The organism is uncultured Porticoccus sp. (assembly GCF_963975625.1).
Lineage (GTDB): Bacteria > Pseudomonadota > Gammaproteobacteria > Pseudomonadales > Porticoccaceae > Porticoccus.
In genome coordinates, this window is sequence record NZ_CAXBHS010000001.1 from 14129 (window position 1) to 37606 (window position 23478).

The 23478-nt window shown below is 50.2% G+C and carries 13 protein-coding genes; 8 read left to right on the forward strand and 5 right to left on the reverse strand.

Annotated elements, in window-relative coordinates; all coding sequences use genetic code 11:
- Positions 1–4: 4 nt before the first annotated feature.
- A complete protein-coding gene (locus AACZ64_RS00065; protein WP_293615594.1) occupies positions 5–1078 on the reverse strand; it encodes a hypothetical protein in 1074 nt (357 codons plus the stop codon).
- A gap of 422 nt (positions 1079–1500) precedes the next feature.
- Between AACZ64_RS00065 and AACZ64_RS00070 the strand changes: the two genes are divergently transcribed.
- Positions 1501–2436, forward strand: a complete 936-nt coding sequence (locus AACZ64_RS00070) for a THxN family PEP-CTERM protein (protein ID WP_293615611.1) — start codon at positions 1501–1503, stop codon at positions 2434–2436.
- 323 nt (positions 2437–2759) lie between these two features.
- Entirely contained in the window at positions 2760–5537 is a 2778-nt protein-coding gene (gene prsT / locus AACZ64_RS00075; RefSeq protein ID WP_293615610.1) for an XrtA/PEP-CTERM system TPR-repeat protein PrsT, read from the forward strand.
- On the opposite strand, the gene AACZ64_RS00080 is transcribed toward prsT, so the two are convergent.
- The 3 genes from AACZ64_RS00080 to AACZ64_RS00090 all read right to left on the reverse strand — a co-directional run bounded on the left by AACZ64_RS00080 (position 5534) and on the right by AACZ64_RS00090 (position 10598).
- Positions 5534–8122 carry an MMPL family transporter gene (locus AACZ64_RS00080; protein WP_293615609.1) on the reverse strand — a complete coding sequence of 863 codons (2589 nt, stop codon included), beginning with the start codon at positions 8120–8122 and terminating at the stop codon, positions 5534–5536. The two genes, prsT and AACZ64_RS00080, sit on opposite strands and share 4 nt — an antisense overlap.
- Positions 8123–8215: 93 nt before the next feature.
- On the reverse strand, positions 8216–9700 hold the full coding sequence (locus AACZ64_RS00085) for a hypothetical protein (RefSeq protein WP_293615608.1): 1485 nt from the start codon (positions 9698–9700) through the stop codon (positions 8216–8218).
- Between the two features lies 1 nt (position 9701).
- Complete coding sequence (locus AACZ64_RS00090; RefSeq protein ID WP_293615607.1) at positions 9702–10598, reverse strand: outer membrane lipoprotein-sorting protein; 897 nt, start codon at positions 10596–10598, stop codon at positions 9702–9704.
- A gap of 423 nt (positions 10599–11021) precedes the next feature.
- Between AACZ64_RS00090 and AACZ64_RS00095 the strand changes: the two genes are divergently transcribed.
- Entirely contained in the window at positions 11022–11633 is a 612-nt protein-coding gene (locus tag AACZ64_RS00095; RefSeq protein ID WP_293615751.1) for a PEP-CTERM sorting domain-containing protein, read from the forward strand.
- Between the two features lie 763 nt (positions 11634–12396).
- Here the strand turns inward: AACZ64_RS00095 and AACZ64_RS00100 are convergent.
- Positions 12397–13629, reverse strand: a complete 1233-nt coding sequence (locus AACZ64_RS00100) for a Fic family protein (protein ID WP_293615750.1) — start codon at positions 13627–13629, stop codon at positions 12397–12399.
- Between the two features lie 392 nt (positions 13630–14021).
- On the opposite strand from AACZ64_RS00100, the gene AACZ64_RS00105 reads away from it, so the two are divergent.
- From AACZ64_RS00105 to AACZ64_RS00125, 5 genes are all read left to right on the forward strand, one after another.
- Positions 14022–17726 carry an ATP-binding protein gene (locus AACZ64_RS00105; RefSeq protein WP_293615749.1) on the forward strand — a complete coding sequence of 1235 codons (3705 nt, stop codon included), beginning with the start codon at positions 14022–14024 and terminating at the stop codon, positions 17724–17726.
- A complete protein-coding gene (locus AACZ64_RS00110) occupies positions 17723–18355 on the forward strand; it encodes a hypothetical protein (RefSeq protein WP_293615748.1) in 633 nt (210 codons plus the stop codon). Before AACZ64_RS00105 ends, AACZ64_RS00110 begins: the two co-directional genes overlap by 4 nt.
- Before the next feature lie 2 nt (positions 18356–18357).
- Positions 18358–19596 (forward strand): hypothetical protein, encoded by a 1239-nt coding sequence (locus tag AACZ64_RS00115; RefSeq protein WP_293615747.1) that lies wholly within the window; start codon positions 18358–18360, stop codon positions 19594–19596.
- Positions 19580–20431, forward strand: a complete 852-nt coding sequence (locus AACZ64_RS00120; protein ID WP_293615746.1) for a hypothetical protein — start codon at positions 19580–19582, stop codon at positions 20429–20431. The genes AACZ64_RS00115 and AACZ64_RS00120 overlap by 17 nt, the downstream gene beginning before the upstream one ends.
- Before the next feature lie 177 nt (positions 20432–20608).
- Entirely contained in the window at positions 20609–23449 is a 2841-nt protein-coding gene (locus AACZ64_RS00125) for an SNF2-related protein (RefSeq protein ID WP_339639568.1), read from the forward strand.
- Positions 23450–23478: the final 29 nt, after the last annotated feature.

The window sequence follows — 23478 nt, forward strand, 5'->3', positions numbered from 1 at the left end:
CCGGTTATCGGGTAGAGGTATCGGTGAAAACCTTTTCGATAGGTAATCGCAGCGAGGAGGGTGGTGTCTGTTTTTTGGGATAGCCGACTCTGAGCAGCATGTGCAGGCTTTCTCCCTCGGACAGGCCCAGTGTGCTCTGGCAGTTGTTTGCCAGCGTTGTCGCTGCGCCAACAAGATCAGAAGGGACTGTGCCGGTGGACAGTCTCGCCAGCTGGTCAGATATTACATAGTACGGGTGAGCGGCGATATGCTGGCCATTGAGATAGCTCCAGCTTCGGTTGAGCAGCATTCCGGCATCAAGTGCGCCGGTGGCATCCGGCGGGGCAATCACCGCCAGTAGTGCCGGTGCACCAGCGACAGGTGCTGAATCCACTGTTGCCAGAAACTTGTAGATGCCCAGACGGTTGAGCATTTTCATACGATTCCAGTCACCGATAAATTTCAGCAGATACGAGCCGCCGAGCGGTAGTGCCAGCGTCTTTAAATCCAGTCCGTCAGCTTCTTTTACACTGTCTTCGGAAAAGCGCAGGCTGGCCATCAGCCACTCGTGAACCTCTCTGGTCTGAAAGCGAATTTCTGAGGCCGATTTAACCAGTTGCCCAACCTGCCTGATCTGTCTGGGTTCATTGATGGTTATCAGTCTGGCGCTGCTTTCAGATAGCTCTCCCAGGCTGTCCAGAACATCCTGGGGAAGCGGCGTATTCTTGTAGGGGAAGCGATTGGTATGACGAATCGATGGGTATTGTTTGGTGCGCTCCAGCAGAGGCTTGACGGGTGATGGCTTAAAGTCCATAGCCGCGTAGTAGGCTCCGTTGGCCTCACCTTCGGGCCACCAGTGAATCTCCGTTTTCAGGTCCCTCTGCTGCGCAGCATTGACGATGTTTTCCACTGCGGCGCCCATCGATAACAGCGTTGCCTGGTTGTCGGGGGGAAAAGTGCGGCCGGTGACCCTGGCGTGATCATAACGCAATGACAGCTGTTCGCCGTTCCAGTGGAAATGCCAGGGCTGTGAATTGTCGGCGGAGGGCGCGCGATGCCCGGCATTGACCAATTGCAGGATCGTATCTTTATCTGTCATGGCCGGATTATGAGCCGCCTGCGAAGCAGGGTCAAAACTATCTGTGACAACCTTGTGGGTCTCTCACCCTGTCGCACACATTTCTTCCGGTATAGATAAGGGGTTGATCATGGGGCAACAGGCTAAGACGTTTGTTTTTAAGTCTGCCGGCACCGTCAGGTTTCTTTACAGACCGCAAGTTCTCCTCAAGCGTCTGCCTCGACCCTCACGAAGATTCCTCAATAAAATCCTTTAATATCAGTAATATAATGTTTTTTTTGGAGGGTGCTCTAATCTTGGCATGCTTTGTGCTGAATATTACGGAAAGGATAATCAGTTTTTATCTGATAATCCTCTAAACAGAGAAAGACTTTTAAAGACGTTTAGACGCAGAGTCATCTTTTCGGCAAACAATGGAACTGTAAGGTTCTAGGAGTGAATAAATGAAAACGAACAATTTTGTAAAGCAGTTAGCTATAGGCCTGGGCCTCAGTGCTGCAATGGTGGGCAGCGCTTCAGCGGCAACCATGATCACCTCCTTTGACTACACCCAAGAATTTGAGTGGGTAGAGCCAATCAACCCCGCGGGTGTTGTAAAAGAAGGTGCAACCTCTGGTGTTTCTGATGTCGATGGTTTTACCAAACTGAGTTGGGGCACAGAATCCAATGATTTTGACCGTGTCAGTAGCCTGGTAATTAACCCTACTGCGGGCGATAGCACCACCCCGAGTAATAGCCTGACCAGTGGCAGTGGTGCGACTGGTTTGATGGTTTCGACGGATGTGAATGCTACAGCCTTCGCCCTGGGCCCGGTAGTTACCCACAATAACTATGTGATTACTGGTACATCTCTATCAAGCACGGCAGCACAGGATTATGTTGTCCTGACACCAAACGGTGGCGGCCCTGACCAGATTCAGGAAGTGACTTTCGGTGTGGACTTTACCGAAACAACCAATAACCCCGGCAATCCCGGTGCCTGCCCGGCGGGTGTTCCATTCAACGGATTCGGCTGTGGTGATATTTTCGCGCTCACCAGCGACTTGATTGGTCTGGCAACGGCACAAGCCTTTAACAACGGCTCTGTATTGGCCTTCCTGATCGATTCGTTCTCGGATGGTGACTTCACCTACGATGTCTACGTTGCAGCACTGGGTCTGGCTCCTCTTTCTGAAGAGGCTTGCAATGCAGCCGGCGCTGGTGACAACTGCATTGGCTTTGTTACTGCGGAGAATGAGACTAGCAGCTTCCAGCTCGAGTTTGCGATTCTGGCCACTGAAAACATCCCTGAGCCTGCTACTTTGGGCTTGCTGGCAGCCAGCCTGTTGCTGATGGGCTTGGTTCGTCGCAGAAAAGTAAACGGTAGCCTGTCTGCCTGATCTATTCTGTAAGTAAGTGTGAGTATGAAAGCGGCGACCTTTGGTCGCCGTTTTTTTTGCTTGGCTTTTCTGCCGGGTTCTTTTTTGACTGGGCTGGGTGACTGGAATGTATAACGGGCTACTCGTCTGCTCCACTCCACAGGTTTTATTTCTTTATTTCATCTGACCGCCATCGGATCAACGACTATCTATTTGTTCGCAAACCCTGTTTGCTTTAACCTTGAACGAAGTTTTATTATCAAAAAGGCAGTTTTATTTTTCGCAATAATGCTAATCACCTTCAAGCAAGCGGTTATCTCTGGCAGGTACAAAGGGAATTTTCTATGAGCAGATTTTTTCGGGTAGGGTTTCTGATGATTGTGGCAGGTCTTGTGCTGGCCTGTTCCAGTGATATGACTGGAAATCAGGAGGTTGCCAAGGCGGAGGCCTATCTTGCGGAAGGCAGGAACAATGCTGCCGTTATCGAATTGAAAAATGCATTGCAGAAGAATAGCAACAACCAGCAGGCAAGATGGTTATTGGGTGAGTACTATTTCAGCGAAGGAGCCTACGCCAATGCTGAAAAAGAATTGAAGGCAGCTCATGAACTGGGTCAACCTGATAGTGATGTATTGCCTCTTCTTGCTCAGGCACATCTTTCACAAAACCAGTTTGAACCCCTGCAGGACCTGCCGGTAGAAACGCTCTCTGGTGCTGATCTTTCAATGGTGCTCGCATCACAGGGATTGGGTTTGCTGGCACGGGGACAGGAGGAAGAGGCTGCGGTGTTGATAGATAAAGCAATTTCAGCGGCCCCGGAACTTCCCTATGCACTGGTGGCCCAGGCCAAGTTGAAAGGTACGCAGTCTGGCGGTGACTGGACTGAAGCCCGGCGTTTGTTGGGCAATGTATTTGACCTGGCGCCGGAATACGCCCCGGCGTTAAGCCTGCTTGGTGATATCGAGCTGCAAAGTTTGAATCTGGATGCAGCAGAAACTGCCTACTCAAAAGCACTGGCCAGTGACGATGATCGCTTTGAAGACCGCTATAAACGTGCGCTGGTCAGGTTGCAAAAGGAGGACAATACCGGTGCCTCTGAGGATGTAGCGGTGTTGATCAGGCGTTCGCCAAAAAGCCCCGCGGCCAACTATGTACAGGGGATCATTCACTTCCGTGAAGGTGATTTAAAAGCTGCCGTAGCGGCTTTCGATTTGGCGCAAACGGATGGAGATCGCTACCCCATGTCGCTGTTTTACCTGGCGACGGCCCACGACAAGCTGGGTAATTCTGCACAGGCGGAAGACTTTGCCTATCGCTACCTTTCCATCGCGCCCGACAGTGCTCCTGGAAGGAAACTTCTCGCCAATATGAAACTGCGAGAGGATGAGGGTGCGGAAGCTGAAGAGTTGATGCGTGCCGTTGTCGAGGCGAATCCTGAGGATGTGGATGCGCTCAATCTGCTGGCGGGAGCCCTGATAAAACAGGGTAAAACCGAGGAGGCATTGACACTTTTGGCTAAAGTGGCTTCTTTGCAGCCCGATTCCCCGGAAGCGCAAGCCAGACTGGGCGCAGGGTTGCTTGCAAGTGGTCAGGTAGCGAGCAGTTTTGAGCACATTGAGGCAGCGCTCAAACTTGATCCGGAGTTTGAACAGGCAGACATTCTGCTGGTAACGGCCTATCTCAAAGAGGGTGATGTGGATGGGGCGCTGGCTGCAGTAGAAGCCTTTGAACAGAAAATGCCCGATAGTGCCGCACCCCACAATCTGCGTGGGCAGGTCTATCTTTCACAGGATAAATCCGCTGAGGCGAAGACCGCGTTTAATCAGGCGCTGACAGTAGCCCCTGACGATGTCACTGCCAATGACAAGCTGGCACTCCTGTCTATTCGGGAGAATGATCTTGATACTGCCCGAGGTTACTACCAGAAAATACTGGAGACTCTCCCGGATAATTTGCCAACACTCATGAAACTGGCAGCCCTGGCTGAACTGGAAAAAGATGACCAGGGTATAGAGGAAAGTCTGAAACGGGCAATGGAGGCGCACCCAAAAGCGACCCAGCCCCGGGTTGTACTGGCCCGTTATTATCTGACTAAAGGTGAGCCGCAGCGGGTACCAAATCTTCTCAACTCGCTGGACCCTGCGTCACAAAATAATCCCGAAGTCCTTAATGTAAAGGGGTTGTCGCTGCTTGCTCGAAACGATTTTTCTGCCGCCAGATCTACCTTTGAGCAGTTGATAGCCCTTCGTTCTGATGCGCCCCAGCCGCATTATCATCTGGGTATGACCTATCGTGGTCTGAATGATGTCGATAAGGAAAAAGCAGAATTTGAAAAAGCGCTTCAAATATCTCCCGGCTATATCGAACCGCGTATCGAGCTAACCCGCATATTTCTCCGAGACAAAGATCAGTCGGCGGTAGAAGAAAACCTCACCATTTTGAAAAGATTGGCGCCGGAAAATGCGGAGGTTATGCAGCTGGAGGCAGTCTATGCCCTGGAGGGTGGAGACAGGGCGCGTGCGCTGGAACTGTCGGAAAAAGTATTTGCAAAAGCGCCTACCAGCCGAAACATGTTGTTTCTTGCCCAGCAGCACTGGCTGGCTGGAGATAGAGATGCTGCAGAAGGGATGATGACGGATTGGCTCAGTGAGCATCCGAAGGATGTTGCGGTCAGGCATGAGTTGGCGAGCCTGTATGTTGGCAAGGGGGAAGAGGGCAAGGCTGTTGAACAGTATCACGCTGCCCTGCAGGACGCTCCGGAGAGCGTTGTGGTGTTGAACAATCTCGCCTGGTTGTTACGTGACTCTGATCCCGAAAAAGCACTGGATCATGCCGAGAAAGCTGTAGATCTCAGCGACCGGTCACCATCAACACTCGATACCCTGGCTATAGTGCAATTGAAAAACAATCAATTGGTCAAGGCGCAGCGCTCCATCGAGCGTGCCCTCGCCGATGGCAAGGGCAGTCCCGCGATGTATTACCACAGTGCCATGATTGACCACGCTTCGGGGAATGCTGAGGCGGCTATTCAGACCCTGCAAAGATTGTTGTCAGAGAAAAAAGACTTCTCCGAGAGAGCTGAAGCAGAAAAACTGTTGGCAACTTTAACAGCGAAAAACTAGTTGGAGCTGATAATGCGCCTGGTTCGATAGATCGTAATCAGCAGGGCGGGAAGTAACAGTAGGTCGAACAGCAGTGCGGTGAGCAAGCCGATACTGGTCAGTATGCCAAAATGTCCCATAGGGACAAAAGCGCTGGCCATCAGCAGGCTGAACTGGGCGCACAGAATGATGGTGGTTGTCATCACTGCACGGCCTGCCAGGCTGTATGTTCGTGCCAAGGCATAGACAGGGCTGTGGCCCTGTCTGATGCGGTCGATAAAACCGTGATACAGGTGGATGGTATCGTCAATCGCGATACCTACCGCTACGCTGGCAATCATCGCTGTGGCCATGTCCAGCCAGATGCCCAGAAATCCCATGATGATAAAAATAACGATGATGGGGGAGATGTTTGGAATCATGCAAATGAGCGTGTCCTGAACAGATCGCCACAGACCCAACATCAGTAATAAAATCAGTAGCAGGGCCCCGCCAAGACTGTATATCTGACCTTTGACCAGCAGGTCCTCCTGATCGGCGAACATCCTGCCGGCTCCCGCCAGCTCCCAATCCGCTCCGGCTATCGGGCTTGCCGTGAGGTAATAACCAATCCGTTCCATCAGGTCGCCAATCTCATTTGCCCCGTGCACATTGACGTTGATGGCAACCCGCGCCCGGCGGAAGTCCCGGTCGATAAAGTCATACAAATCTGTGCCGTCATAAATAAACAGGTACTGGCTGATCAAGTCGGCATTCTGCGGGATTTTCCTGAATCGGTCGTTCTCTTCGTGAAAACCCCAGTGCATTTCTTCCACGAAATCAGCTGCCGACATGCTCTTGTCCACTTCGGGTTGTCGGCTCAGCCAGTTCTGAAATCCCTTTATGTCCTGAAGTGCCTCCGGTGTTATCAGCGCGTCCGGTTGATCGGAACTGAAGAACACTTCCAGCGGTGTGGTGCCGACGAGTTTCTCCTCGATGTGTTCTGTCGCCTGACGAAGCGAATGGCTGGGAGGAAAAAACTCGAGAATGTTGGTTTCTACATCGACTTTGAATATCTGCGGGATCGTCGCTGCCAGGATCATCAGGGTAAAACCCAGCACCCATATCGGATAGCGAATGCCGGTGTGGAACAGCCCTTTCACCATGACATCCATCAGTCCGAGTCCGGCTTTATGGTGGGGCCATTGCCGGTTGTCGTAGCGGGAGAAGATCGGTGGCAGCAGGTGTATGACAATCAGATAAATCAGAAAGACCCCGGCAGCTGCGGTGAGTCCGAAAGTGCTGATGGGCGGAATCGGACTCAGCCCGAGCGAGGCGAGTCCGGCAGACGTTGTCAGGGCGCTGAACAGCGCGGGTCGGCGGATTTGTGACAGGGCGGACTGCACCCTGTCATTGCCGGACAGACCTCGCCTGGAGGCGTACTGCAGCGCATTGAAAAAATGCACCAGGGCGGCAATCGTGAGCGCGGACAGCAGCGGTGGAATAATGCCTGCAATGGAATTGAAGGGTTGCCGAAAGATGACGTAGAAGGCAATGGTGGAGCTGACCACCGCTCCGGTGACGATACCGGTAATGATGACGGCCATCCAGCGATGAAACAGCCACCAGATCAGGATCAAACCGACCAACACAGTGGTGGGAATAAAAATCATGTTGTCGCGCAGGATGGCCCGCATCTGCGCCACATCCGTGGCGATTTCGCCGGCCATTGCCGTCAGATAACTGTCCAGTCGATTTTCCTCAACCAGCGCTACAATTTCCTGCTCCAGTGCCAAGTGGCGAAAGCTGTCGTCCAATGCCTGGGGAATCACTACGAGCGCGATCGCCGAACCGTCAGCCGCGATCAGGGAGTTCATGGCAAACCGGTCCGAGAGTGCTCGTTCGCGACGCTCTGTGGGTGACGTATCTGCCAGGGTATCGATGTTGATAAGGGGCTCGACCAGAAATCCGTCAGCCGAGCCACTGATGTGATCCTGCCGGGTGATTCCGATCACGCTGTCGATCAGGGGGTGTGCAGACAGCGACTCGGACAGTTGGTGGTAGGCCAGCAGGAAGTCATCTGAAAACATCGCCAGACCTTCAAACAGCATCACGATGACTTCGTCATCGGGAAAAGTTTCGCGTATCTGCTGGTCGATTAAAACGGAGGGCGCATCAGCTGGAAGGTAAGTTCTGGGTGCGTTATTGATGTTGAGGTTGGGGAGTAACAGATTGGGCAATGCTGCGATCAGTAACAGGCCAAACAGGCAGAAATACAGCTTCCAGGGCAGTCTGAGCATGCGTCTTGACGGCGTTAGGTCGTCTGCTGTCAGCAGGTATAGCTTGACGACTTTTTCCCCGTTCAGATTGTCTTGGTGGGCATGAATTTCTGCGGGAAGGCGAGTGCCGTCATTGCGCCGCAAGGTAACTTTTGTTCGGGGAGCATCGCGGGTATTTTTATCAGTGTGGCTGGCGCTTGCCAGAAAGTCGCGGGTTTGCTCCTTGGTCAGCCCCTCCAGCAAGTCCAGTAGTGGGGTTGATTCCAGTTCTGCCGGCGATTCAAAGCCCGCGTGTCGTGCAAAAGGCTCATTGACGGCCAGCAGAATACCGTCCTGAATGAGCGCCACAGGTTGGTGCTCATTGCTTAGCTGCTGGCGATAATCCTGTAATTCTTTATTGATGTCAGTAATCCCTGATCATTTGGCCTGGTGCCAGGCTGCTCAATAATCTGCCCGCCATCCCAGGGTAAGGATGCCGTTGTCCTGATAAAACCCGCCCGGTGTACCCAAGCTGCCATCAAAAAAGTGAAACTCCAGATACACTTCCTGGGCCTCCCACCCGGTATAGGCGATTTCCGGGTTAAAATAGATGTCTTTTTTATCCAGTCCGACATTGAAGCGGAATTTGGCTCGCCAGCGATTCTGGGCAAACGGTATATTGTAGGAGCCATTCAGGGCATAGATTTCTGCACGGTCCATCACCTCTGGTGCCCTGAGCAGTTTGACGCCCGTCAACTGTAGGTTGAGCCTGGCATCGCCGTCTCCGGGGAACAGCTCCAGTGCTGCCCCCCAGCTGATGCTTTTAACCGTGGTGTAGCTGCCATCCACCCGGGTGACAGGTGTGTCGCTCAGCCAGGCCGTCTCGAACTTGACGGTGCCACCCAGGGCTTCAATGCCGAAGTCACCACCGATTATCCAGGTGCGTGGGTACTGGCCTTCAATAATATTCCGGTCGGGGTTATAGCTGAAGTAGGGCACTGTCTGACGGCCTTTCTGCACAGTCAGTGCATAGTCAAAACCGGAGCCGAGTGTGCTGAAGCGGATACCGGCACCGCCTTCTGAGTCGGGGGCGTTTTCCTTTATGGGGACATTTTTTACGATGGTTTCTGCAAGAGCGGTGGTTTTCAGGCTGAGAATTTCACCGGTGCGTTTGTTGACCGGGTACCAGATGCTGTCCCTGTCAGCCAGCTGTGTTTCACGGAAGTGGGGGTAAAGCACAAAGTCTATTTTGCTGTCGCCAAAAAAATGCTCCATACGGATAGCGGGAGAGGCGAGTCGACGATCCTCGAGGTCATCGATCACAAACCGTCGGAAATCCTGAGTACTCAGGCGATCAGTGGGGGGGAACTCATCGATTCTGCCCCATAGTACTCGCTGAGTGCCAACGGTGAAGATAGAGCTGGCTGTTTTGTAGCGTGCATAGATTTCATCGTAATCGAGGCGGAAATCACTCCAGTCGTTGCTGCCGGATTCCCTGTAGCCATCCGCACGAACCGAGGCGTGGAATTCCCACGCCGATGATGGTGACCATTCGGCCGTGGCCAGACCGTGCATGTAGCCCTGATGGTTCTTATCAGCACTTTGTTGGGTAAAGTGCCCGTACTCGACCCATAACCGGTTCAGCTTGACAGTTGGCCCCGCTGATTTTTCAGTGGTGTAACTCGTGAACCGAGGTGGCTCGGTGGGAGTGCCGTCGCCCTCATCTACAAACAATCCATTTTCATCTTCACCGGAATCAAGAATTAGTTCGTCGCCGGGAGCCTCGCTGTTATTGGGCAAATCCGTTTGATCGTCAAGGATCAACAGTTCCTCCGGTTCCTCTTCAATAATCAGCAGGTCAAAATCCTCAGCGCTGACTGGAGACGCAAGAGGGGTCAGCAGCAGGGTGGCAAAAAGCGTCGCTAATCCGCGGTCAGTTATTTTCATGTCATTCTTCCTGGCTGTCTTCGCTCTGCGGACGGAATGGTATTTCCCGGCTGTCATCAGACAGACCTCTCTGGCTGAAGAGTGTCTCGGGAATACCCTGATCGTATTTGATATCAATAGTGATTAACTTGGTGCTTCGACCAGATTGCAGGTCATACATCGTACTATCAAAAATGGTCCAGTAACCCTGGACCCGTTTGATTTTTCTCGCCTGAAGTCTTTTGGTGGGTTCTTCGCGGTTGTTCTCGTAGTAGTCAATTCGCAGGGGCACGAGAATTCCCGGATGAATACAGAGAATGCGTTTGCTGTAAACCGAGTTGGATTTATCGACCGGAATACTTTCCAGTAGGGTGCAGCCGGCACCGCCGACCTTGTCCTTGCCGATAATCCGATGGTGATCCATGGAAACTTCCCGGTCGGATAAATCTTCATAGTAGAAATCGGAACCAACGAACCGGCCGCCTTTTCTCGATGAGGCGATGCGACGAACTCGCTCCAGAGCAGGCAGATACAGCCATTGGTCACTCTCGTCGCCGGGATAATCCTTGGTCAGCAGGCCGGTCCCTGCCACATCGTTCGGTTTCACAAAGCGGAGTAGTGTCCACCGCTCGGCATTGCCCTTGTCCAGTGCATAGCTGAACAGCATGCGCTGTCTGGTCGAGCCGCTGCTTTCCAACACCATGACTACCTGTGAGCTGGCATCCTGGCCGGTAGGATTGTCATAGACAGCCTGAGCCAGTTTGAGTGCTTCACTTTGCTGATTGGCATTGGCCACAGCTGGATGATGCGGCCCGGCCCAGCCAAAGCCGGTGAGCATCAGTACTGACAGGGTTGTTACCCACTGCCTGATGTTGCTGAAGGAAATATGCACGGTCATCCCTGTGATTGTTTTCATCATTCTAACGATCTAAGCGATTCACGGGAACAGTATCGTCTACTGTAGTGACCTAAAGAAAATGCAGCTGAGGTAAGTAAGCCAGCGTGTCGGGCCTGTGTGCTTTATCCGGTACTTTTGTCCAGAACAGTTTGTACCAGTTTGGTGGTCCGTAGGTCGTTGAACGGGTTATGGGTTAGCGCAGCCAGATGTGTGGTCTGGCGTATAAAAAGTGAGTAGCTAGCACTCTATAACAGCATGGTTAAAGGTTGTGGCAACGAGCCTGCGTCAGGTTTCTTTACAGAAGCTAAATGACGGCGCTTTATTTCTGGCAACGATATATATATCTATTTGATATAAAAGAATATTATTTAATTGGCCTGCATTTTGCTTACATGTTATGTATATCAGTGTAATTCATTAAAATTATTGAAGAAGGCCAGAAGTATGTTCAACTCCAAGATCACATCGCGTTTGCGTCGTTTTGTTAGTCAGGTTGCCGTTTGTGCCGTAGCTGTTTCTTTTATGGCAGGTGCCAATGCTGGTTTGGTGGGCGTGAAAAGCGTTGAGATTTCCAATAGTATAAATGAATGGTTGCAGGTGGCTGAGTTTCAGGCCTTCGACATGAGTAATGTGAATGTTGCGCTGACGGCAACGGCCTCAGCACCCGACAGCTGGAGCGCGTCTTCCACGCCGGATAAAGCCATCGATGGGAATACGGATGGCATTTTTGCCAATGGCAGTGTCTTTCATGAAGGTAATCCAAAAACAGGTGATACGCTGACGATTACATTTCTTGAAGCAGTTGACCTGAGTAGTATGGCAATTTTCGGACGTACAGATGATTGTTGTTCGAATCGTGATATTTACGACTTTAATTTTCTTGATGCCAGCGGTAGTTCCTTGTTCCAGTTGACTGGAGTGGATGCCACGGACGTCAATAATCACTTTGCTTCCTATCAATTCGAGAGCAACGAAATTCCCGAGCCGGCTCCACTGGCCTTGCTTGCGGCTGGCCTCCTTGCGATGGCCCTGCGTCGCCGTCGTCGGGCAAGCTGATACCCGCGGTTCTTCGCGCCAATAAAAAACCCGCTAATTGCGGGTTTTTTTATGTCAGCCTGTTTTGCAATTGATGTGAGTTAGCCAGGTAAAGTTCCCCTGGATGCAGCGGTAGAGATTGCGACTATAGACTGGTACCCGCCGTCACAGAATGAGTTTGAGTTAGTGTATTACTGAATGCGGTTGCACAGAGAATTGGTTGGTGGGTTGGGAAGATTGCTGGAGAACCAAAATGCCTTTGACTGTTATAGGGAGTGTGTCTGAAGAGGTGTTAGAAGTAGGGTAAAGGAATGGTAGCTACGGGTGGACTTGAACCACCGACCCCAGCATTATGAAACTGGCTGTAAATTTTTAACACGTTGATTTTATTAACTTTAATTTCGACACCCACAGCAAATTTGCAGTACAGAGCACAACTTTTCACAACAAGTCACGCAAATCTCACGCAAGCGCTGAATTGAATTTGGGATGTTTTGATGTTTTTATTTCACTTTATTCGCTTGAAAGTGAAATAACCTCCTTCCCTATTTCATTTTCACAAAACCAGGTTCCATAGCACTCTCAATCTAAGGTGACACGATAATTTTTATGGCGCATTTCCATTTTTGTGCCACTTTAATTTGTCGCAAAAGGTTAAATGCGCCAAATACAATCGAATATTGTCTTCGTTCCGACTTAACCAGGGGAATTTGCTCTGTAGTCTTGTTCAGGTAGAGAGAAAAGGTTTTAACTGATAAACGAGTAAATTAATAGTTGGCCTTATTTAGACTTCCGGAAATAACCCCGGCATCCAGCGCCCGGCGAGTGTGGCCGGGAATGCTATATGCAACGGTGCACGTGTGCTCTCGGAAGTAATCACTCCGGCATCCTGCAGTGCTGAAACGATACGCCGCGCCTGACGTTCACCTGTACCGACAATACCGGGGACATCGCCACGGGGTAGTTCGCCGCGATATAGCACCGCGTCTAATACGTTATCGGCCTTCGGAGGTAAGCTATCCGTCCGAATTTCCTCTTCTGCCCAAAGCCGGATACGCGCCCGCAATTTGTCCGGCTGCACAAGCTCTTCCATAAAAGTGATCTGATCTATACAGGTTTGCAGGAAGAACTCGGTAAATTCTGCCAAAGCACTTTCACTGCGGCTGCCCCGTCCATCCGTATCTCCGCGGCGTGGCTGGTCACAGGCTATCAGATGTTGCTTGTATCTGGATTCCTGTCTCGCCAGTCCCCGTGCTATTGACCAAATGCCCCCCGTATCAAGGGCCTCTCTCAGCATGGCGTAAGACATAAGGCGGGCCACCCGACCATTGCCGTCGAGAAAGGGGTGAATCCACAGCAGGCGATGATGTGCGGCGGCTGCCGAGAAAATTGTTTCAGCTTTTTTCAGTCTGCCATAAACCTCCTCAAAACGGCGAAGAAAGCGGGGCAGGGCACCGGCACTGACGGGAATGTGATCGCCAACCTTCACATCCCGTGCCCGAAGTTCGCCAGGGATGACTTTTATATGCTCCTCAGTATCCGGGTCTTCTACCCAGAGCAAATCTTCCGGTAGCTGTTCGCAGAACCGCCGGTGGATTTCACAAATGCCGTCAAGGGACAAAGCGCGTCCGTCATCCAGACCGCCTTCATCAATCCATTTTTGAACCATGACATGGGCGCGGGCCTCTAGCTGTAGGTCGCGTTTGCGAGGCTCATCGCTGTAGTCATTCCGCATGGCTCGTTCAATATCGACAGGATGGGTGTTGTGACCTTCAATCAGGTTGGAGTAGTAACAGTTCATGGCGCGCACCAGTTCGGCAAGCGCCGTGACAACGCCCACGGGCAAGCTGCGCCTGAAACCAGCTGATTTTGCGGCAAGCTCTAAGGAGAGTTCTGTTAAAGCGGGACGGAGACGGGAGCCTTCACTTATTTGGAGCGGCTCCATGATTGCAGTAGACTCTCCGCGATCAAAGGCCGCCTCCATGTCCGCTTTAATGTCCGTTTCTTTTTTATCCATAAGTCATTGTATATCATTAGGATAGATTATTTTCAATGCACAAATTATTTGAATAAAAGTCCGGTTAAATGTCCAGCTCTGTATTTTATCTTACCGGCAGTATAAAAATGTCCATAGGATTTTGATATTAAAAGAATTTATTCATGAATCCAGAGTAGAATTGCTGTTTTGAAAGACAAGCCGCGCACATTTCTAGCTTAAAGATGCACTCAATTAGGTACAATCTTTCCGATCGTCTTCCGCTTGATATATCGTGAGGCAATCACACAACTTGGTCTCGTATACGTTGTAATGAATACAAAATATTAGAAACAGGCCGTTTCACTTATCGGGCAATATACTGTTTTGCAAGCATAATGGTAGGATGAGTTGTTTATTTTGGTGGGATGTCAATGGTCAAGGATGCATCGTATGGGCTAACGCGAATAGCCCTTTATGGCTCTTTCATTCGAGGCAAAATGGTCTCGGTCGTATGTGGCGAAAATACCAACCTCTCTGGTGGTAACGCTGCTGGCAAGTCTGTATTCCTAAAGCTGATCCCCTTCTTCTACGGTGCAAAACCTGAAACATTGGTGGATCGTGCTGGCCATAAATCATCCTTTATGGATCATTACTTGCCCACAGAAGGCAGTCTGATCGTATTTGAATATCAGCGAAACGATGGCCCCCGGTGCATGATGGCATATAGGGGGACATCGCAGTCAGTTATCTATCGTTTTGTTAGAGCATCGTTGGATGAGAGCTTTTGCCTGCCAGATGTCACTGCGCTCCTTCAATCCGGCGTACCTATCGCCCAAGTGGTACAGGCACTGAAGGCTTTGGATGTGGAAACTACCATTCAGATCGACACAGTGGATAAATACTGCGCAATTATCCAGCATGACCTGTCGCTACTGAAAAACAAAGGTCGAGCTGATAGTACCGTACGCCAGATCGCAAGAGAGTACTGTATCGGGGGTGCTGATGTACGAATGCAGCACATCGAGAAGCTCACTCTCGCTATTTTAAAGCGTAACAATATGTTTTCCCGGCTTCGGCAGATGATCGCAGAGTCCATGTTTGATGGGGTACTCATTGGCGACAAGCCAGTACATATTGAAAACCGGGCAATGATTGATGATGTTTCAAGCCTGAATGAATTTATGCGTCACGAGGTCAGCATCAGGGAATGTATCCGGGCCTCTCATGCTAGATTGGATACCATCAAAGAACTCTATGCTACTGCACAAGGTCTTGACCAGACAATTGCAGAATCCAGAGAAAAACTCGAATCGCTCAACGCAAACATTCAGAACCTGGATGAGCGCGAGTCGCTAGCTGCTGAAGACTTCCAAAAACGTATCGATACCGCCAATGATTCCCTCTCGGCGATGAAAAGTGAGGAGCGCGAGCTCAATGACACGATTGAACGGTACACCAAGGAATTTCTGCAATGGGATGAAATTACGCCTGGCCCTGAAGCGATGAGGCAGGCCTATGAAAATTTACCCAACCTGCGAGAAGCCTATTCCTCTGCCAAAAATCATTTCAGTCGGTTGCAATCTGAGGTTGCTGAGCTAGACAGCAAGCGTCTGCTTGATCGTGAAGCTGCACAGAAAAGTGCTGAGAAACAGAAAGCTAGCATGCTCAGGCGCAAAGAGTCACTGCTGTCTGATTTTCATCTGAAAAAGGAGCAATGGCTGCGGACGGAAGGCGATATTAAAGAACGCTGTACTCTGGCAATTGATGTGGCAAGAAGCAAGGCACAGCCAAAACGCGAACAGTTGATTCAAAAAATTTCTGAAGAGAAGGCTTTGAACCAAAACCCCGGCATGACAGTGGGCGAGCGATTGTCGCTGCAAGAGCATGAAAACCGGGTAGAACGTTATGGTGATCAGATCCGTGAAGTGGAGGAGGAGTTCGCTGCACTTAAGATCAAACAAAATGAGGTCAAAGTTGATTATCTTGGTCGAGACAAAGCGGTCGGTGATGCGCGGCGTCTCCTCCAACAATCTCAGGGCGATGTGGTGCGTATCAAAAGCCACCTCTATCCTGATGACAATACTTTGTTGAGCCAGCTACGCAAGGCAGATAACTGGGTTACTGGGCCTGCCAAGGTAATACGTCCCGATTTGCTTGCAATGAAGAGCCTATCACCTGTACTCACAGAAGAAAACAATCACTTCTTTGGATGGGAGCTTAATCTGGATGACGTCAATATCCCGGAGTTTGCCCTAAGCGACGCTGAACTCAAGGAAAAACTCAGACAGGCAGAACTGTTTGAAAGTAATACACGGGAGGATTTAGCCGCAGCTGAAAAGCGGTTGGCGGATGTTGAGGACAGACGCAAAACCTTACAGCGTGAGGTCGAGATTTGTGAAGGCAAATTGCGTCGGGCCAAAAGTGACCTGGATTCCGCGAGGGCTGCAAAAAAATCCGCAGAACGGACTGTTCATGATCGTATCGCTGAGACAAAAGCGTCGAAAGATAAGGAAATCAAGCAACTGAATGACCAGTTGACAAATTTTAACAAAGCCTTGGAAGAAAACTTGTCGGCCATTAGAGAAAGTTTCGCGCAGGAAATCAGGGAAGGCCAAGGGCATAGCGGTATAGTTTTGAGTGGTGTACAGGAGCAGATAAATGCTACCGATCTTCAATTGCAGGATGTTACAGACAACCTGAATCGGCAACTGAACGATATTGAAAAGGCTTTCAGTTTGCAGGCTAGTGAAGATGGCATTGATACCGAGATGATCAGTGATGCCCGTCATCGGATGGAATTTCTCGAAAACGAGATAAGTACAGTGGAAGGTTGTAGAGAACAGGTCCGGCGCTACGACAGTTTTATGGCGAATCACTATGCCAAAATTCCCCAATTGGAGCAGCGCGCAGGTGAAGTACTACGTGAAAAAGAGAAAGTCGAGTTGGAGCTTTCCACTTTAAAGGGGGAGAGGCATCAGTTTTTTGAAGCTATTCGCAAGGAGAAGCAGGAAACACTGCGCGTGATAAAAGACCTCAAGCACAATCTGGATGATGCCGAGAGCTGTTATAGAACAATTGGCTCTTCACCTGTCGGGGAAATCGTCAAAGGTGATCTGGTTTTTCTCACCGAACGCGCCCGAAACCTCTATGAAGAGTCTCAAAGGGCGCGCATCAAGATTATCCGTGAAGTTGAAAAAATTAGAGGGGTTATCAATCAGTTTGATAGCTCCCAAATCAAGACCGCTTGGCAACAACTAGTGCAGAACCGCCTATCGCAATCTCAGTTTACTGATCTTGATCCCGATTTTCTGTTGCAGCAGCCACAGGATTTGGAAATCTTGCTTGATTCCCAAATCCCGCATATTCGTCAGACGTTACTTCAAACGGTCCGGTCTGTGGGCACAGGAATTGCGAATTACTATGAGGGGCTGAAAGGTCTGACACGGCAAGTAAAACAGGTGTCGTCACGGCTCGACCAGAGTATCAACACCAATCAGAAAATCGAAGACCTTGAAGATATCAGTATCAAGCTCGTTTCCCGTGTCACCAAGGAAGAGTGCTGGGAACCCCTGAGCCGATTTCATGAGCTGTGGACACCTTGGACTTCGCGAAGGGACGAAGAATTCCCACCAGACGACCTGATCCGGGCGCTCAAACTTGCCATCGATACCCTGAATCACGCACACATCGCGCGAGGCATAGAAACGCTAATTGAAATGGAAATTAGCATGGTGGAGAAAGGCCGTAGGGTCATCGTTCGCACCGATAATGACCTGTTGAATCTGAGTAGCCAGGGGCTTTCCTATCTGGCGATATGTGTGGTTTTTCTTGGAATTTGCCGCTTTCTTGCACCCAATTCACAAGTGCAGATCACTTTTCCCATTGATGAGCTTGCGACATTATCACCAGAGAATATTGCACGTCTGTTTAGTATGTTCGAAGACCATAATGTGCTGATGCTCGGTGCATTTCCGAGTACAGACCCCACAATCTTGAAATTCTTTGGTCTTCGATACCAAATTGATAGTCGCATTGGTGTGCGCAGTGTTGCTTTTCAGTCCGGGGGTGCCCCCGTGAATATGCGCAGCCTGTTTGCCAATGCCATTGTCACTAGTGAGCCGGAGAGTGTCCAATGAGTACGATTTTCAGCTTAACTGCCCAGCTTTTACTGGAACAAAAAATGATCTGCGAGGTGAGCCACGACACCTACTTTGATTGGCTCAACAATCCCACTCATCAGGAGAAAATGGATCTATTCCTTACTCAACTTGACCGAAAGTTAGTCAAAACCAGTGATGGTCAGGCATATTTTTGTGGGTACTTGGATGCTTCGGCACCGGATGCAAATCGTGAGATACGCAGCCAGTTCAAAGATGCAACCAGCCATCTTGGAACGCTTGTTAAGTGGCTCAATCTGGTAATGTCTTCCTCGCCCTCTGGTAGTCCTTTGTCACCTGGAGACCCGCTCTATGAAAGTGATCTGTTGCGTAGCATTGAGAACTCCCCTGCACAACTGGACGCACTGACAGAAATTGCTCGCTCTCCTTTCGTAAATTCAAAAGCAACGGACGGGCGAGGCCGTATACGGGCTGTGCTAATGCGTTTGAAAGAACAGGATTACCTGGTGCCTGTAGGCAATAGCGGGTCACAGTTCAGGGCGACCGGCAAATGGTCGTGGCTTTATGATGTCATGGCATTTATTCAGTCCCATGAAGGGCTTGAAGAAGAGCCACAATCCCTTATTGATCAGGATCATCTGGTTTAACAATGGCCACCAAAGAGCAGGTTGTTGCTGCACTCAAAACATTGGCGAAATATGCTGATCTAGTGGCCGATGCATACCTTTCTAGCAGAGGCACAATCCTAAATGACAGCGAAACGGATAACCCTATCAAGGCGCTACGAAAACACCGGTTGGTCTGGGTGGATGATGAGGAGGGCATTGTCCAGATTAGCTCGACAGTATCAAGGCTACTTGATAATTCTCTTGTCCATTACCGACGTCATCAGGCTAACGAGGTGGTTGCCGGTATCTGGGAGACGATTACTAATCATTTAGTACCCCAATATCTTAGCGCCAGAAAACGAAATCTCTTTAAGGAAGTCGATCGGTTCTCGCAGGATATTCAGGAAGCCGGAATGGAGCTGATTCAAGTACTGGATCAATCAACGCGCCGTTTTTCTCAATATATCACCAATGACTTTGCCTATGTTCGTGATCTGGAATTGCGAATCCGTGAAAACGAACGGGTTATCAAAGAGGCGGGACGGCTCAATGACCTGATTATGTCATTCCAATATGAGGAGCTGAATCGTTTTGGCGGTCAAGACCCCTTCCTCCGACGGTTGTTTAATCGTCAGGTGCCAGCTGCCATCCAACGGTGTAATCGTGAAATTACTGACGCGCTGCACAATTTACGGGGTTTGTTGCACAAGATGCGTAGCGACCTGGTTCAGGCAAGACTGATCCGATCAATCAATGCCGCTTTCACCAACGACCCTTCTTTCTCGCCAAATATCGATAGCCTATTTGCCGTACCCGATTACCTGAACAGAGCAAAACCTCTGTTAATGACTTCATCGGTGGATGTCTTGGATGAAAGTCAGCACAGAGAGCTTATTCCCTTGGCTCAATCTCTCGCTCAGCAATCGAGGATTATAGTAGTGGAAGCATCGCCAGCTGCCCCACTGGAGGATACCGCTGGTCTATCCGATGTTGAAATTGAATTACCCTATCTGGTGGAAGCAGCATCTGAGTTGATTGCATCGGCCATGGCGTCAGACTTACCAATTTCGGCCAGAAAAGCCTACGACTTGTTGGCCATGGATGAGCCAGGTGACTTGTGGTTGTTTGCTTTGATGAATGCGCTGCTGGCGCTTCCAGAAGCCGATCGGCAGTTGCTTCATATTGAGTGTGCCGAAGTGCTTGACCCACAATTTTCCGGCAACTCCATTGTTTGTGATTTGTTACTGAGCAAAAGAGCTCCCCATGTTGTCAGTCTCTGAGCTTTCTGCTGTCAGAAAAGTGTTGCGACAAAGCGATACCTCAGTACCGTTGACCAATTTCTGGCAAAGGCTCCACACTGAAGAAGGTATTGGCTCACCCATAGGAAAACGAATCCATTTCAACGTCACTGATCTATCTAGACTGCGTGAAATGGCGATAAAGACGTCAGGTATTGATCCGGTCTATGGCGACCTACAAGGTGATCGACTTGCAGTTGCTTCTACGTCCGCTAATGAAAAGTTGTCAACTGTCGGGGTTTTTGCCGACCTGGTGCAACTTGCCCGCTTCCCGGATAATTCAATCCCCACGCTTAACGGGGACTGCCGCACGCCGATAGGAACTGTATTATCGGTGCCCCCCGAACTTTTAAATGGACAAGCTTTTGACAAACTGGTTGTAATTGAAAACGGCATCGTGATGCGTTGTTGGGCGTCGGTGTCCTGGCCTCTGGAAATACGAGATGCTGTCTTTGTCTATCGTGGTCACGGAACCAATGAGGTTGCAGTGACACAACTTGTCACCGAGGCAGCGGTTAGCTATGGATTCTATGATTTCGATCCCGCCGGGCTGCTCATGGCGGTTAGGAGTGGCTGTGGAGGAATCGTTGTGCCAGCCGTCTGGCAGGAGTGGACCCAAAACCACGAATTCATAAAGTCATTCAACAAGCGGGCTGAATACAGAAAGCAATTCCGGGAATTGGCCAACCTGAAGACCAGTGTTAAACCGTTACTGAGATCTATAGTAAATCACATAGAACGATTTGAGTTGGCAATCACTCAGGAACACATGCTATCACACCAGATCCCTCTAACCGTGGTGCCAACAGGCAAGTAAGGATAGTTAATCAAAAACCTGATTTGACAATAATTCTTCAAAAGAGGCCAACGAATTGATCTGGGGCAATATTGCACGATATCTATTAAGGCTTTCTGATTTTTGAAGCATAGAAAACAATGGAATTAACGAGACTACAAACCAATATTCGAAGCGTCATGATAATGGAGATTTAGGTTGTACTCCCCTCATCAAACCCAATACTTTGCCTGGCAACTGACCCGCCGTCTTTCTTCAGAGGATGAAGATAAACTCACCGGCGCTATCATGGATGCCCAGATCGACCTCAACCCCCATCAGGTGGATGCGGCACTATTTGCCTTCAAAAACCCGTTGAACAAGGGAGTACTTCTGGCAGACGAAGTGGGTTTGGGTAAAACCATCGAGGCTGGGCTGGTCATTTCTCAGAAATGGGCCGAACGCAAGCGTAAAATTCTTATCATTGTTCCGGCCAATCTGCGCAAACAGTGGCATCAGGAACTACAGGAGAAATTTGGTGTTGACGGTCAGATTCTCGAATCGGCCAACTACAACAAGGCAAAGAGATCGGGCGTTAAAAACCCCTTTGATATTGGTGATGGTTTGGTTATCTGCTCCTATCAGTTCGCCAGCGCCAAGGCCGATGACCTCAGAATGATTCCCTGGGATTTAGCCATCATTGATGAAGCTCACAGGCTTAGAAACGTCTATAAAAAAAGCAACAAAATTGCCAAAACGCTAAAAGACGCACTGGCACCCACAAACAAGGTGTTGCTCACGGCCACACCTTTGCAAAACTCGCTGCTGGAACTCTATGGCCTGGTGAGTATTTTGGATGAACAGGTATTCGGTGACCTGGATAGCTTTCGTAGCCAATATGGTCGAATAACTGATGCAGCATCGTTTGCCAGTCTTAAGCAGCGCATCGCTCCAGTATGCAAACGCACCCTACGCCAACAGGTTCAGGCCTACGTTTCCTATACCAAACGTATTCCGTTGGTACAAACCTTTACCCCGTCCAGCGACGAACAGCGGCTTTATACACGGGTTTCCGACTACCTGCGACGGCCAGAACTGAACGCCCTGCCCAGTGGCCAGCGACAATTGATCTCTATGGTGATGTGGAAATTGCTGGCCTCATCCTCCTTTGCTATCGCCGGTGCGCTCGGTTCTATTGTCGCCCGGCTGGAGCGCATGCTGGAGCACGCTGCACCAGACGATGAACAGGTGGTCGGCGAGTTTCAAACAGATTACGAAGCCTTGGATGAAACTGCCGAAGAGTGGGATGAGCAGGAACAAGGGCTTTCGGAAGCGGAACAGCAGTCAATAAAGGCAGAAATTGAAGAGCTGCGAAGCTACAAAGACCTGGCCGAAAATATCCGCCAGAACAGCAAGGGCGACGCACTGCTCAAAGCCCTGAAAATCGGCTTTGATAAGCTGGCGGAACTGGGCGCCAACCAAAAGGCCATTATCTTTACCGAATCCCGCAAAACCCAAAACTATCTGTTGCAGCGCTTGGGCGATAGCCCCTACAACGACGGTATTGTTCTATTCAACGGCAGCAACAGCGATGCCGCTGCCAAACAGATCTATCAGGACTGGCTGCAGCGACATCAGGGTTCCGACAAAATCACCGGCTCGCGCACCGCTGATACCCGCGCCGCGCTAGTGGAATACTTCCGCGACTACGGGCGCATTATGATCGCCACCGAAGCCGCTGCCGAAGGGGTCAACCTGCAATTCTGTTCGTTAGTGATTAACTACGATTTGCCGTGGAACCCGCAACGCATCGAACAGCGCATAGGCCGCTGCCACCGCTACGGTCAAAAGCACGATGTTGTAGTGCTCAACTTTATCGACCTCAGCAACGAAGCCGACCGCCGTGTTTACGAACTGCTGGATCAAAAATTCAACCTGTTCAATGGCGTATTCGGTGCTTCCGATGAGGTGCTGGGTGCTATCGAAAGTGGTGTTGATCTGGAACGGCGCATCAAGCAAATCTACCAAACCTGCCGGGAGCCGGAACAGATTAGCTTTGCCTTTGAACAACTCCAGCAAGAGCTGGCCCACGAAATTAACGCCCAGATGGTCAATACACGCGAGCAACTTTTCGAGCACTTTGACGAAGACGTACTGCAAAAAATCAAAATCGACAGCACCGCTTCCCTCGACCGTTACGAACGCCTGCTACTCAACCTCACCAAAGGTGAATTGCAGCAATATGTTAAAGAAATAGACGGCGGCTTTGTTCTCAAGAGCCTGCCTACCGGTGCGCCAACCGGAATACCACTAGGCGAATACGAACTGCCGCGACGCGATGGGGAACACCATATCTACCGCCTCAGCCACCCATTGGCACAATGGCTAATCCATCAAGCCAAAGCGCGGCAATTGCCAGCCGCCAAACTGGAGTTTGACTACAACGCCAGCCCTACCCAGGCTGCGGTTATCAAGGAGCTTCAAGGTAAATCAGGATTGCTTCAAGCCCATTGCGTCACCGTCACCTCCCTTGAGCGAGCAGAAGATCATATTGTTCTCTGCGGACGAACCGATACAGGCGAGAGGATCGACCAGGAAGTGTTGGAAAAACTTCTCGGCTTTCCGGTCGCCCGTATCGACTTGGTTGAACAAGAAAACAGCGCTACTGACTTGATGGATGACCTAAACCGCCGCAAAACCGGAATCCTGCAGGATGTGAATCAGCGGAATCTCAAATACTTCGAGGCCGAAGTGGAAAAACTCGACGGCTGGGCCGATGACCTCAAAGTGGGCCTGGAGCAGGAAATCAAGGAACTGGACAAAGAAATCAAAGAGGTTCGCCGTACCGCCAAAGCCGCCCCCGACCTGGAAGAAAAACTCAACTGGCAAAAAAAGCAGCGGGAGCTGGAAAAACTTCGCAGTCGCAATAGGCGGGAACTGTTTGATAAACAAGACGAAGTGGATGCCAGAAGGGGGGAATTAATCGGCGAACTTGAGGATAAACTGGAACAAAATGTCGAAGAATTGCCTCTCTTTGCTATCACCTGGGCAGTCAATTAAAATGCCAGATTTGAAATTAAAATTTACCT